Below are 12,595 nucleotides of genomic sequence, written 5' to 3'. Positions count from 1 at the left end.
GTGTCGGATCTCCTCGAGCGCGTTTGGCCCGTCTTCGAGGCCGAGACCCGCGAGCAGGTTCAGGCGCTCGCCGCCGGCGTGCTGGAGCTCGAGGCGGCGCCGTCGCCCGACGCGGTGATGCCGCTCCGCCGCATCGCCCACACCTTGAAGGGGACGGCGGCGAGCCTGGGGCTCCATGACATCGAGCAGGCCGCCCACGCGGTCGAGGACGTGCTCGTGCTCGCCGACGGCGACCGCGGCCTGCCCGCCGGAGCGGTGGAGGCCGTGCTGCGCGCGGCCCGCGCGGTCGAGGAGGCGCTGACCTCGCCCACGCCCGGCCGGATCGCCGACATGGCCGAGGTCCTCGCCCGCCTGGCAGCCGTGAGCGACGGGCGCGCGCCCGCGCCGCTGGCGCCGGAGCCCGGCGAGGGCCGCTCCGCCGAGCTGGACGTGCTCGCCGCGGAGCTCTCCTCGATCTGCGTCGTCGACGGCGCCGAGCGCGCCGCGCACGCCGCACGCGCGCGCGCCGTCGCGGAGCGGCTGGAGGGCGCGCTGCGCGGGCGGGCGGGGGAGCTGGCGGGGCGAGTGGCGCGCAGCGTCGGCGAGCTGGAGGCGGACGGCGCCGACGTCGCCCGCGCGGTCGCCCGCGCGGCCGCCGAGCTGGTGGAGCTCCGCGCCGCCCTGGTGGCCACCTCCGTCGCCGGGCCGCGCGGTGACGCGCCGGACGGCGGAGCCTCGCGCCCGAGGAAGGGCGAGGACCGCGTGGTCCGCGTGGACGCGAGCCGCCTGGACACGGTGTCCGCCGAGGTGGACCAGCTCGTCGTCGGCGTCTCTCGCCGCGAGCGGCGTGGGCGCGACCTGGAGCGGATGGCGCAGGCGCTGCGCGAGGCGCTCCTGCTCGTGCAGCGCGGGCTCGACGAGGCGGGGATCCCGCACGAGACCCGGCCGCGCGCGCTCGACGAGGGCGTCGACCGGATCCGCACCCACGCGGCGGACGTCGGCCGCGCCGCTCGCGAGCTCCGGCGCGAGGCGGAGCGCGAGCGGCTCTCGGCCCACGCGCTGCGGGACACGCTGCAGGAGCTGCGCATGGTCCCCGCGGAGTCGGCGCTGCTGGCGCTGCGGCCCACCGTGCGGGAGGTGGCCGCGCGGCTCGGCAAGCACGTCTCGCTGCGGCTCGAGGGGGGCGAGGTCCGCCTCGACCGGCGCGTGCTCGACGAGCTCAAGGGACCGCTCCTGCACCTCGTGCGCAACGCCCTCGATCACGGGATCGAGCCCCCCGAGGCGCGGCGCGCGGCGGGCAAGCCGGCCGAGGCGCTCCTCGCGGTGCGGGTCGAGCCGCGCGGCGATCGTGTGCTCGTCACGGTCCGTGACGACGGCGCGGGGCTCTCGCCCGAGCGGCTGCGGGCCGCCGCCGTGCAGCGCGGCGACGTGACCGCAGCGGAGGCGGCGCGCCTGAGCGACGCGGACGCCCTCCGCCTCGCCTTCCGGTCGGGCATCTCCACCGCCGCCGAGATCACGGAGCTGTCGGGGCGGGGCGTCGGCCTCGACGTGGTCGCCGAGGCGGTGCGCCGCCTGGGCGGAGGGGTGGACGTCGCGAGCGAGCGCGGCCGCGGCGCGTCCTTCGTGATCGACGTGCCGCTCACCATCGCAGGCACCACCGGCCTGCTGTTCCGCGCGGGCGGCGGGCTGGCGCTCCTCTCCGCCGACGCCATCGAGCGGGTCCTGCTCGTGGGCCCGGGCGACCTCGGGACGGTCGCCGGACACGTGATGGTCTGCGTCGACGGCGACCAGATCCCGTTCGCGCCGCTGGCGCAGGTCGTCGGGGCGAGCGGCTCGGCGAGGCCCTCGGAGACGGCCGTCGCGCTGCTCGTGGCCTCCGGCGGGCGAAGGGCGGCCCTGGCCGTCGACGAGGTGCTCGGCGAGCAGGCCATCGTGGTGAGCTCGCTGGGACGGCGGATGTCCACGGCGCCCCACATCGCGGGCGCGGCGGTGCTGGACGACGGCCGCGTGGTGGCGGTGCTCCAGCCGGCGCACCTCGTGGGGACGGCGCCGATCCCGGAGGAGGCGAAGGGGCCGTCGCCGAGGCGCATCGTCGTCGCCGACGACTCGCTGGGCACGCGCTCGGCGGTGAAGGCGATCCTCGAGATCGCCGGCTTCGTGGTGCTCCCGGCCGCCGACGGCGAGGAGGCGCTCGCGCTCGCCCGAGATCCCGGCTGCGATCTCGTCGTGACCGACGTCCAGATGCCGCGCCTCGACGGAGTGAGCCTGACCCGGCGGCTGAGGGCGGACCCGAAGCTCTCGCACGTGCCCGTGGTCCTCGTGACCTCGCTGGACGCGCCCGAGGATCGCGCCGCGGGGCTCGCCGCCGGCGCCGACGGCTACCTCGTGAAGCGCGACGTGCAGCGCGGGAAGCTGCTGGACCTCGTCCGGCAGCTGCTCCCCGCATGATCCGCTGCCTCGTCGTCGATGACGCGCGCGCCTTCCGCGCGGTGCTCCGCGAGATCCTCTCCTCCGCCCCCGGCGTGGAGGTGGTGGGTGAGGCGGGGGACGGGCGCGAGGCGGTGTCGCTCGTGCGGGCGCTCCGGCCCGACGTCGTCACCATGGACGTGCGCATGCCCCGCCTCGACGGCCTCGCCGCGCTCGAGGAGATCATGCGCGTGGCGCCGACCCCCGTGGTGGTGGTGAGCGCCGAGGCGGGCGGGGAGGCGCAGCAGCTCTCCTTCCGAGCGCTGCAGCTCGGCGCGATCGAGGTGCTGGCGAAGCCGCGCGATCCGGGCACGCCGCGCTTCGAGCGGCAGGCGGAGGCGATCCGCCAGGCCGTGCGCGCCGTCGCCGGGCTGCTGCTGGTCGGGCGCAGGCGCCCCGCCCGGCCCGCCCGGCCCGCCCCGCTCGCCGGCGAGCCGCCGCGTCGCGAGGAGCCGCGCCGGCCGGCGCCCCTCGTCCCCGCACGGCTGGAGCCGCCGGGTGGTGCGCGGCCGGAGGTGCTCGCCATCGCGGCGTCCACAGGGGGGCCCGCGGCGCTCGCGAGCATCCTCGCGCCGCTGCCGCGAGACCTGCCGCTGCCGCTGCTCGTGGTGCAGCACATCGCGCCCGGGTTCGAGCCGGAGCTCGCGCGCTGGCTCGACACCCTCACTCCTCTCACGGTGCGGCTCGCCGTCGACGGCGCACCGCTCGCGGCGGGGACCGTCCACCTCGCCGCCGGCGGGCGGCACCTCGGCGTCCGCGGCCGGACCATCCGGCTCTCCGACGAGCCCGCCGTGCACGGGTTCCGGCCCTCCGGAACGCACCTGTTCTCGTCGGTGGCCCGAGAGCTCGGGGCGCGGGGCGCGGGGATGGTGCTGTCGGGCATGGGGAGCGACGGCGCCGAGGGGCTCGCGGCGCTGCGCCGCGCGGGCGGCTACACCGCCGCCCAGAGCGCTGCCTCCTCCGTGGTCTACGGCATGCCCAGGGCGGCCCTGGAGCGCGGCGCCGCGGCGCACGAGCTCGAGCTCGACGAGATCCCAGGGGAAATCCTGCGGCTCGCCGGGCGCGAGGCCCGCGCCACCGACCGCGCGTGAACGCCGGCGAGGGAGCGGATGTCGCGGCCGCGCCGCTGGTGTTGACACGACCCGTGAAGTCGCGGAACGACCGCGGTCACACTCGAGGTGCGCCGGCCGCGCGGCCGGCTCCGAGGGCTCACATGAAGCGGCTTCTCCTCGCCTGTGCGGCCGCCGCGCTCGTCGCCGCGACTGCGCAGGCCCAGACCGCCCTCCCACGGCACGTGTTCGTGGCCGTGGACGCGCTGGAGATCCGAGCGAACCTGTTCACCGTCACCGGCGTTCTGGACGGCGAGAGCGAAGCTCGGGCAGTCACCTTCACGTTCTCGAGCAGCTCGACCTCGAGCGAGAGGGACGACGTCGCGGCCTGTCAGCGGCTGGCGCTCCTCGCGATGACGAGGCCCGGTCAGTTCCGGTTCGAGGTCGCCGGCGGCACCACCTACTACCAGTACCCGGCGTGCAAGCTCGCGCGCGTCACGCCGTAGCGCGCCGGCCCGCGACCATGCGCGCCGCGCACTGGCTCATCGCCGCGCTCGCGACGTCCGCCCTCCATTGCGGAGGCGGGGAGGGCCGCTCGGTCGCGGATCCTGCCATCGTCGACGTGGATCGCGACGGCGTCGTCAGCGCGGAGGACTGCGACGACTTCGACGCGAACGTGTGGCGGCGAGTGAGCGCTCACCGCGACGTCGATCGCGACGGCAGGGGCGTCGCCGGCGAGGGCGTGACCTGCGCCGGAGACCGGCTGCCGGAGGGCTGGTCGGCCGATGGGACCGACTGCGACGACTACGATGCGCGGCGCTGGACGATGGGGGAGGGGTACCCGGACGCGGACGGCGACGGGCGGGCCGGCGGCGCGCTCGCGCCGGTGTGCCGCGGCGACGCGCTCCCGTCCGGCTGGGCGGACGTGGCGACGGACTGCGCCCCGGAGGATTCCTCGCGGTGGGGGGAGCTGCCCTACCTCTACGTGGACGCCGACGGCGACGGCTTCACGACCGAGGGCGTGGGCGTGGTCTGCAGCGGAGAGTCGCTCCCGCCGGGCTACGCGGCGGACCCGAGCGGACAGGACTGCGACGACGGCGACCCGCGGGCGTTCGCCTTCACCTCGGCGTTCCACGACGGGGATGGGGACGGTCGCGGCGGCGAGCCCGGGCAGGTCTGCGCGGGGGACCACCTCCCGGCGGGCTGGGCCGCGCAGGGCGGCGACTGCGCCGAGGGCGACGGTCAGCGCTGGCAGTGGCTCTCCTACTCCTACGTGGATCGCGACTACGACGGTTACAGCGTCTACGAGCCCGGCTCCCTCTGTGGCGGCGGCGGCCTTCCGTCGCCGTACTCGACCGGCCCGGGCTGGCGCGGGAACGGCGACTGCGACGACACGGACGTGAGGACGCACGCGGTCGTGTACGGATACGCGGACTCGGACTGGGACAGAGTCGGGGGAGGTGCCCTCCTCACGCTCTGCACGGCGGGATCCCTGCCGCTGGGGTACCTCGAGACCGGGGGAGACTGCGCTCCCGACGACGCGACGAGGTGGCGCGAGTACGCGTACTCCTACCGCGACGCGGACGGCGACGGGCGCTTCGTCTACCAGAGCGGGAAGGTGTGCTACGGCGCGCAGCTCCCGCCGGGCTATGCGACGTCGACCTCGTCCTACGACTGCGACGACGGGGACGCCTCGATCCACACCGAGCTGTGGGGCTACGCCGACGAGGACGACGACACGGTGGGCGCGGGGCCGGCGGTGCGGTACTGCACGGCGGGCGCGCTCCCGGCGGATCGCGTCGTCACCGGGACGGACTGCGCCCCGACCGACCCCGCTGCCTGGCAGAAGCTCTCCTACGCCGGCCTCGACGAGGACGGCGACGGGTTCACCACGCGCGTGGGCGGGACCTTGTGCGTCGGCGCCGAGCTCCCCGAACCGTACCGCGCGAGCGCCGCGGGGAACGATTGCGACGACGCCGACACCGCGCTCTGGCGCTGGACCGTGCTGTATCCGGACGCCGATGGCGACGGAATCGGTACGCCGCCGCGGGAGATCCGCTGCCTCGGCGAGACGATCCCCGCCGGCTACTCGCTCCAGGGCTGGGACGAGCAACCCGCCGATCCGGGCGCGCAGGCGGCCGCGGACGGGCTCGACGAGGCGACCTCGCCGTAGCGGCTTCGTCGAAGCGTCCGCCGAGCGTCCTTCGTGGACGGGAGGCGCCTCGACCGGCTCAGAACGTGGCGCGGAAGGTGACCGGCCCTCCGCCGGTCTCCAGCGCGGGGAGCGTTCCCACGAGCGTGCCGTGCACGCCGAGCAGCTGCGCGTTGGTGGCGTTCGCCGGCGGGATGGCCGTGAACCGGGGACGGCGGGAGCGTGTCACGGTGGGTGACGCTCCGCCTCGCCTCCGCCAGGGAACGGCGCCGGCAAGTGGGCGACGCGCACCTGCGCCTCGTCATCCGTCACTCACCCGGTCCGGTGAGGGCCTCCACCCGCGCGGCCGCGTGGCCGGAGAGCCCGTCGCGCGGGAGGGCCTGCGCCGCCGCGCGGACCTCGGCGCGCGCGGAGTCGGTCGTCGCGAGCCGCGCCCGCGCCTCGAGGGCGAGGAGCTGGAAGTCGAGCGGAAGCGCCCTCACGTCGGCGCCGGCGAGCGCGGCGCGCGCGGCGTCTGCCTCGTCGCGGGCTGAGTGGTAGGCGGCCTTCACCACCGCGAGCTCGGCCGCGGGGGCGCCGGCGGCGCCGTCCAGCCAGCGGGGCGCCGCCGCGAGATCGCCACCCGCGAGCGGCTCGGCGAGGAGCTCGGTCGCGAGGTGCGCGTGCACCTCGGCGCGGGTCGCCGGGAGGTGCGGCCGCTTCACGTCGCGCAGGTACTCGAGGGCGCGATCGAGGCGCGGCCATGCGGCGGCGTCGTCGCCCTGCACGAGCGCCTGGAGACCCTCGGCGTAGTCCGTGAGCGCCGCCTCCTCCCGCTCGAAGGCGGCCTCGAAGCGCTGGACGAGCTGCCGATCCACCGGCGTGCCCTCCAGCTCTCCGCGCACCTCGTCCGCGCCGGTGAGGTCGCCCGCCTCGAGGAGCGCGAGCGCGAAGCGCATCCGGCGCGTCTCGTCGGCGCCGCCCGCGGCCTTCAACGCGTCCCAGCGCGCGAGCGCGTCGTCGAAGCGGCCCTGCCCGGCGAGCCGGCTCGCCTCCCGGACCGCGGAGTCGTGGCCGACGTCCTGCGCGACCAGGGCGAGCATGCCGCCGGTGAGCGCGAGGCCCGCCGCGAACAGCAGCGGGCTCCAGCGCGGGAAGGAAGGGAGGTTCCGCGCCTGGGCCCCGGGCGCCGGCGCGAGGGCGAGCGGGACGAGCCCCTTGCGCGCCATGTGGCGCGTGATGGACCGGTCGATGACGCGCGGGACCACGACGAGCAGGGCGAGCATCGCCGCCGCGGCGATCCCGCTCGAGGGCTCCGGGTCCGCGACGGCGTCGAGCGCGAGCGCCAGGCCGGCGCCGAGCATGACCATCGACCCGAGGAACTCGAGCGTGCCGAACAGGTGGTGACGCAGGTACAGGTCGCCGAGCCCGGGCACCCACGTCGAGAGGCGCGCCGCCTTCTCCGGGTCGCGGAACGGGATGCGGCAGGTAGGCTCGGGGCAGGCCGCCGCCGCGCCCACCGGACCGGGCACGACGCGAAGGCACGCCGGGCAGAGGTGCTCGAGCGAGCGCTGCGCGGACCTCGGTCCGTCGCCGCGGGGGAGCAGCGCCTCGAGCCGCTTTCGGTCGGCGCCGCGGAGCGCGGTGAACGACAGCTTGGAGCCGTCCGCGAGGCGGATGCTCCAGCCGGACAGGAGCGTGCGCCCGGCGCCGCGGACGGCGGTGAGCGAGACCTGGTTCTTGAGGTCGCCGGGCCGCCCGCGGCGATCGATCTGGACGAGGAGGAGCCGCCGGTCGGTGAGCACCAGCGCGGTCGTGTTGTGGTAGTACGCCGCCGCGCCGCCGAACCAGTACTCGGCGAGGAAGAAGCGGCATGCGCGCGCGACGTAGCGGACCGTCTCGCCCGGTGCGAGCGCCTTCGCGAGGACGTCCTCGAGGCCGGCGAGCAGCTTCGCCCGCGCCGCCTTGGCGCGCCGCCCGAGGAAGCCGTCCGGCTCCGGGTAGAGCGAGGCGGCGTCCACCGGCGGGGACTCGAGGCCTGGGCCCTGGGCCCGGTGCTGGAGCTCGCGCATGCGCTGCCCTCCCGTTCTCACGAAGTGAACGCGCCCATCCCGTACGTGACCGGATGCGAACGATCAATGTGGGGAGGCGTGGGAGCGGGGCGGCAGCGCTGCACGGGGCCGGGCGCGCCTGGGCGCGCGGCGCGAGCGCGGCGGCGCTACTTCGACGGCGCCGGCGTCGGCTTCACGGGCGCCGGCTTGTCGGCCGGCTTCTCGCCGGGCGTCATCTTCACCGAGCCGTACAGGAGCCCGCCCTTGTCGAGCGCGAGGGAGGGCGACTCGACGTTGCCGCGCACGCGCCCGGAGCGGTGGATCTCGACCGCGGTCTTGGCGTGGATGTCGCCGTTCACCTCGCCGTCGACGACCACGGTCCCGCAGGTGATCTCCGCGTCGATGCGGGCGTGCTCGCCGACCACGAGCACGTCGTTCGTCACGATCGATCCCTTGAAGAGCGCGTCGATCCGGACCGTGCCCCGGAACGTCAGCTTGCCCTCGAACTCGGCGCCCGCGCCGAGGAGGAGATCGCTGTGGCCGCTCGACATCGGGCCGTTCGTGGAGGGCATGGGCGGAGGGGAAAGCTCGTCGCGCTTGATCATGGACATTCAGGGCTCCTCGGCGTGGGTGCTGCGACGCACCACTTACAGCCGGGCGAGGGTGAGCATTCCCGCACGCTTCGCGAAACCCGAGAGGCGGCTCCAGCGGGGCGCCCGCGTCCGCATCCGGGGGTCCCGCGCCCCTGACCGGGCGCCGAGGTGGTCTCTCCGCCCACCCTGGTGCTTGCTCGCTTCCTGACGCAGGGTGGAAGAATCCCGCGCCTCGACGGGAGGACGGTGCATGCCGAAGCTCGACGAGCAGGAGCTGTTCGACGACTTCGAGGAGCTGTCCGCGGAGCCGGTGGCCGCGAAGCGGCCGAGCCGCGCGCCGTGGATGCTGCTCCTCCTCGTGCTCGCCGCAGGCGCGGGCGCAGCGGGCTGGCTCTACTGGCAGCTCCGGGAGGCGCGCGGGGAGGCGGCGAGCGCGACGCGGGGGCTCCACGAGGCGCGCGCCGCGCTCGACGACGCCCGTACGCAGCGGGCCGACCTCGCGACGCGCCTCGGCCAGGCGGAGGTCGAGAGGCGCGATCTCCTCGCCGTGAAGGACGAGCTCTCCCAGGACGTGCAGCAGAAGGAGCAGGAGATCGCGGCGCTGCGCGGGGAGTTCGACGAGCTGCAGGAGAAGATGAAGGCGGAGATCGAGAAGGGGAACGTGCGCCTCTCGCAGGAGAAGGGACGCATCAAGGTCGACATGGTGGACGAGATCCTGTTCGACGTGGGCGACTCCTCGATCTCGGCCCAGGGCGCGGAGGTGCTCTCCCGCGTGGGCGCGGTGCTCGCCCGCATGAGCGACAAGCACATCCAGGTCTCGGGTCACACCGACGACCTGCCCATCTCGAAGCGGCTCGTGGAGCGCTTCCCCACGAACTGGGAGCTCTCCGCGGCGCGCGCCATCACGGTGGTGCGGTTCCTCGAGGAGCGCGCCGGGGTGCCCGGCCGTCGCCTCGTCGGGGCCGCGCACTCACAGTACGATCCGATCTCCACCGGGAAGACCGCGAAGGAGCGCGCGCGCAACCGCCGCATCGAGATCCTGCTCACGCCGGAGATCGATCCCGACCGCGGGAAGGCGGCGGTCGCGGCCCCGGCTGCGCAGCCGGCCGCGGCGGCTCCGGCCGCACCGGCACAGCCGCGCAAGCGCGCGAGCGGGGGCCGGGCGAAGCGCTGACCTCCGCCGCCGGCGGGGCGCGCGGCGGCGGAGAATAAGAGCCCGTTTACCGGCCGGGCACCCCGCCCGAGGATTGCGTCCGCGTCGCCCCGGCGGCATGCGATGACTCCGCGACGGACCGTGGACCGCATGCCGGTGGTGACCTTCACGCGCACGCTCGAGCGTCACCTCGCCGCTCCCGCCACCCGCGTGGCGGGCGCGACGGTGCGCGAGGCGCTGGACGAAGTGTTCCGCGCGAACCCGCGCCTGCGCAGCTACGTGCTCGACGATCAGGGACGGCTGCGCAAGCACGTGGTCGTGTTCGTGGACGGAGAGCTCGTCGCCGATCGCGATCGCCTCACGGATGCGGTGCGCCCCTCGAGCGCGGTGTTCGTCATGCAGGCCCTCTCGGGAGGATGAGGCGCGATGAGCGACGCGATCCACGTGGCCACGCGGAAGGGGCTGTTCCTGCTGGAGCGCGGCGCGCGCGGCTGGGCGGTCGCGCGCGTCTCCTTCCTCGGGGACCCGGTCTCGATGGTGCTCGACGACCGGCGCGACGGCACGCTCTACGCGGCGCTCGCGCTGGGGCACTTCGGGGTGAAGCTCCACCGGTCGGACGACCTCGGCCGGAGCTGGAGCGAGGTGTGCGCGCCGGCGTTCCCCGCCGCGCCGGAGGGCGCCGGGGACGCCCCCACGGTCCATCAGCTCTGGGCCCTCGCCGCGGGCGGTCCTCGCGAAGCCGGGGCCCTCTGGGCGGGCACGATCCCCGCCGCGCTCTTCCGCTCGGCCGACCGCGGCGCGTCGTGGACGCTCGTCCGCTCGCTGTGGGATCGACCGGAGCGAAAGGAGTGGGCCGGCGGCGGCTACGACGAGCCGGGGCTGCACTCGATCTGCGTCGACCCGCGCGATCCGCGGCGGCTGCGCTGCGCCATCTCCACGGGAGGCGTCTGGGCGAGCGATGACGGCGGCGAGACCTGGACGCCGTGCGGGCACGGCATGTACGCCGAGTACATGCCTCCCGAGCGGCGCGACGACCTGAACGTGCAGGACGTGCACCGGCTGGCGCAGTGCGCGTCCTCTCCCGACGTCCTCTACGTGCAGCACCACAACGGCACCTTCCGCTCCACGGACGGCGCGCGGACGTTCACGGAGATCACCGCCATCCGGCCCTCCAAGTTCGGCTTCGCCGTCGCCGCGCACCCCGCCGATCCTCGCACCGCCTGGTTCGTGCCCGCGGTGAAGGACGAGCGGCGCGTGCCGGTGGACGGGAGGCTCGTCGTGGCGCGGACGCGCGACGGCGGGGAGAGCTTCGAGGTCCTCCGCGACGGGCTCCCCCAGGAGCACGCCTACGATCTCGTGTACCGACACGGGCTCGACGTCAGCGACGACGGCGGGCGGCTGGTGATGGGCTCGACCACCGGCGGCCTGTGGATCTCGGAGGACGGCGGGGATCGCTGGCAGCTCCTCGCCGCGCGCCTGCCGCCCATCTACCAGGTGGCCTTCGGCGGCTGAGCTCCGGCCGGCGCGGCGGGGCCGCTCGAACAGGTGAGCACGCCATCCGCGCGGGTGTGGACGAATTCGACGGCCGTCGAGGATCGCCACGGCGCTCGCCGAGGGGGAGGACGTCCGCGATACGCCTGGCCTTTCCACGCGTGGCCCACGGTCGGGGCCGTTGAGCAAGGCAACAGCCCCGTCGCGGCTCCCCTCGTCGCGGCGCCGGTGCGGCTGCCGGAACGGCGCGCCAGCCGCGGGTTCGACGCGGCGCGAGGCCGGGCGCGGGCCCTGGCGCCGGGCTTGCGAGGTGAGGGCTCGGGGGCCCGCGGTCGCTCGGGGTCTTCCGCCGCTGCGGGTCCCTCACCGCTCCCTCCGGAGCGGGGAGGTGGAACATGGCCCACGCGTCCGTGGCTCCCGTCGGAGGTCCGCTCCTCACCCGCGGCACGAGGCTCGCGCTCTTCATCGCGGCGGCCGCATCGGTGCTCGTGTCGGTTCGGCTGCTCACCGGCCTCGGGCCGATCACCGCGCTGAACGACGGCTTCGCGTGGGGGATCTGGAAGCCGCTCAACGTCGTGACGTTCACCGGCATCGGAGCGGGAGCGCTGGGGCTCGCGCTCGTCGCCCACGTCGCGAACCGCGGCCGCCATCACCCGCTCGTCCGCTCAGCGGTCCTGACCGGCGCCATCACCTACACGCTCGCCGGCATCTCCGTGCTCGTGGATCTCGGGCGATGGTGGACCGTCTGGGCGCTCGTCGTCCCGACCCGCTGGAACGTCGGCTCGGTGCTGCTCGAGGTCGCGCTCTGCGTCATCGCGTACTGCGCCGTCCTGTGGCTCGAGGTGCTCCCCGCCCTGCTCGAGCGCTGGCGCGACGCGCCGGGCGCGCGCGGCCGGCTCGCCGCGCGCGTGCTGCCGCGGACGCAGGAGATGCTCCCCTTCCTCCTGGCGCTCGCGATCGTCCTGCCCTTCATGCACCAGTCGTCCCTCGGCGCGCTGTTCCTCTTCGCGCCGACGAAGCTCCACCCGCTCTGGTACACGGGCTGGCTACCCGCGCTCTTCCTGCTCTCCTGTCTGAGCATGGGGTTCGGCGCGGTGATCGTCGTCGACACGCTCACGCACCTCGCGTGGGGGCGCAGGCGGGACGTCCGGCTGTGCTCCTCGCTCGCGCTCGTGATGGCCGGGCTGTCGCTCGCCTTCGTCGCGCTCCGCGTCGGCGATCTCGCCACGTCCGGCGCGCTGCGCAACGTCACCGGCTGGCGCGGCGTGCTCTTCCTCGTGGAGCTGGGCCTCTTCACCTATCCGGCGGTGCGGGTCCTCCGGCGCTCGTACCGCGAGAACGCCGGCCGCCTCTTCTGGGCCGCGCAGCTCGCCGTCGCCGGGGGGGCGCTGTACCGCTTCGACGTCTACCTCGGTGCGTTCTCGCCTGGAATGGGCTGGAGCTACTTCCCGTCGCTCGCCGAGATCGTCTTCTCGCTGGGCCTCGCCGCGGCAGGCGTCGCGCTGTACGTCGTCGCGGTCAAGCGGCTGCCGATCCTGAGCGGCGTCGCCGAGCCCACCGGGCGGCGACAGGAGGCCGCGCGCCTGCGCGCGCACGCGTGAAGGCGCGAACGCGGGGCGGTGATCGGGCTGGCTCGATCACAGCTCGTCGGTGAACTCCTGGTGCGAAGGAGTCAATTCTGG

General features: G+C 75.3%; 11 protein-coding genes. 8 read left to right on the top strand and 3 right to left on the bottom strand.

Going from position 1 to position 12,595, the window contains the following annotated elements; all coding sequences use genetic code 11:
- The 4 genes from ANAE109_RS18135 to ANAE109_RS18120 all read left to right on the top strand — a co-directional run bounded on the left by ANAE109_RS18135 (window position 1) and on the right by ANAE109_RS18120 (window position 5,667).
- The gene (locus ANAE109_RS18135; RefSeq protein WP_012098337.1) at window positions 1–2,427 is read left to right on the top strand and encodes a response regulator; all 2,427 of its coding nucleotides are present in this window, start codon (window positions 1–3) and stop codon (window positions 2,425–2,427) included.
- Window positions 2,424–3,536, top strand: coding sequence for a chemotaxis-specific protein-glutamate methyltransferase CheB (gene cheB / locus ANAE109_RS18130; RefSeq protein ID WP_012098336.1), 1,113 nt, complete (start codon window positions 2,424–2,426; stop codon window positions 3,534–3,536). Before ANAE109_RS18135 ends, cheB begins: the two co-directional genes overlap by 4 nt.
- Before the next feature lie 122 nt (window positions 3,537–3,658).
- Window positions 3,659–4,000, top strand: coding sequence for a hypothetical protein (locus tag ANAE109_RS18125; RefSeq protein WP_041448489.1), 342 nt, complete (start codon window positions 3,659–3,661; stop codon window positions 3,998–4,000).
- 17 nt (window positions 4,001–4,017) lie between these two features.
- Entirely contained in the window at window positions 4,018–5,667 is a 1,650-nt protein-coding gene (locus ANAE109_RS18120) for a hypothetical protein (RefSeq protein WP_012098334.1), read from the top strand.
- 58 nt (window positions 5,668–5,725) lie between these two features.
- On the opposite strand, the gene ANAE109_RS25390 is transcribed toward ANAE109_RS18120, so the two are convergent.
- From ANAE109_RS25390 to ANAE109_RS18110, 3 genes are all read right to left on the bottom strand, one after another.
- Window positions 5,726–5,875, bottom strand: coding sequence for a hypothetical protein (locus tag ANAE109_RS25390; protein ID WP_158305913.1), 150 nt, complete (start codon window positions 5,873–5,875; stop codon window positions 5,726–5,728).
- Between the two features lie 79 nt (window positions 5,876–5,954).
- Window positions 5,955–7,697 carry a hypothetical protein gene (locus tag ANAE109_RS18115; RefSeq protein ID WP_012098333.1) on the bottom strand — a complete coding sequence of 581 codons (1,743 nt, stop codon included), beginning with the start codon at window positions 7,695–7,697 and terminating at the stop codon, window positions 5,955–5,957.
- 146 nt (window positions 7,698–7,843) lie between these two features.
- The gene (locus ANAE109_RS18110) at window positions 7,844–8,287 is read right to left on the bottom strand and encodes a polymer-forming cytoskeletal protein (RefSeq protein WP_012098332.1); all 444 of its coding nucleotides are present in this window, start codon (window positions 8,285–8,287) and stop codon (window positions 7,844–7,846) included.
- Window positions 8,288–8,519: 232 nt separating this feature from the next.
- Here ANAE109_RS18110 and ANAE109_RS18105 point away from each other — a divergent pair, with 232 nt between their 5' ends.
- The 4 genes from ANAE109_RS18105 to nrfD all read left to right on the top strand — a co-directional run bounded on the left by ANAE109_RS18105 (window position 8,520) and on the right by nrfD (window position 12,514).
- Window positions 8,520–9,443 (top strand): OmpA family protein, encoded by a 924-nt coding sequence (locus tag ANAE109_RS18105; RefSeq protein WP_012098331.1) that lies wholly within the window; start codon window positions 8,520–8,522, stop codon window positions 9,441–9,443.
- A 102-nt stretch (window positions 9,444–9,545) separates the two neighbouring features.
- Window positions 9,546–9,842 (top strand): MoaD/ThiS family protein, encoded by a 297-nt coding sequence (locus ANAE109_RS18100; protein WP_012098330.1) that lies wholly within the window; start codon window positions 9,546–9,548, stop codon window positions 9,840–9,842.
- Between the two features lie 6 nt (window positions 9,843–9,848).
- Entirely contained in the window at window positions 9,849–10,934 is a 1,086-nt protein-coding gene (locus ANAE109_RS18095) for a sialidase family protein (protein WP_012098329.1), read from the top strand.
- 374 nt (window positions 10,935–11,308) lie between these two features.
- Entirely contained in the window at window positions 11,309–12,514 is a 1,206-nt protein-coding gene (gene nrfD / locus ANAE109_RS18090) for an NrfD/PsrC family molybdoenzyme membrane anchor subunit (RefSeq protein WP_012098328.1), read from the top strand.
- The last annotated feature ends 81 nt before the right edge of the window (window positions 12,515–12,595 follow it).

Origin of the sequence: Anaeromyxobacter sp. Fw109-5, from assembly GCF_000017505.1 — a bacterium.
Taxonomy (GTDB): Bacteria; Myxococcota; Myxococcia; order Myxococcales; family Anaeromyxobacteraceae; genus Anaeromyxobacter.
Note: the sequence above shows the minus strand (reverse complement) of the source record. Positions and strands in the feature narration are given on the sequence as shown.

Bases quoted from the DNA above. Each gene is read 5' to 3' on its own strand.
- ANAE109_RS18100 (WP_012098330.1), top strand. From the start codon at position 9,546: ATGACTCCGCGACGGACCGTGGACCGCATGCCGGTGGTGACCTTCACG.
- ANAE109_RS18105 (WP_012098331.1), top strand. From the start codon at position 8,520: ATGCCGAAGCTCGACGAGCAGGAGCTGTTCGACGACTTCGAGGAGCTG.
- cheB (WP_012098336.1), top strand. From the start codon at position 2,424: ATGATCCGCTGCCTCGTCGTCGATGACGCGCGCGCCTTCCGCGCGGTG.
- ANAE109_RS18095 (WP_012098329.1), top strand. From the start codon at position 9,849: ATGAGCGACGCGATCCACGTGGCCACGCGGAAGGGGCTGTTCCTGCTG.
- ANAE109_RS18110 (WP_012098332.1), bottom strand. From the start codon at position 8,287: ATGTCCATGATCAAGCGCGACGAGCTTTCCCCTCCGCCCATGCCCTCC.
- ANAE109_RS18125 (WP_041448489.1), top strand. From the start codon at position 3,659: ATGAAGCGGCTTCTCCTCGCCTGTGCGGCCGCCGCGCTCGTCGCCGCG.
- ANAE109_RS18115 (WP_012098333.1), bottom strand. From the start codon at position 7,697: ATGCGCGAGCTCCAGCACCGGGCCCAGGGCCCAGGCCTCGAGTCCCCG.
- ANAE109_RS18120 (WP_012098334.1), top strand. From the start codon at position 4,018: ATGCGCGCCGCGCACTGGCTCATCGCCGCGCTCGCGACGTCCGCCCTC.
- nrfD (WP_012098328.1), top strand. From the start codon at position 11,309: ATGGCCCACGCGTCCGTGGCTCCCGTCGGAGGTCCGCTCCTCACCCGC.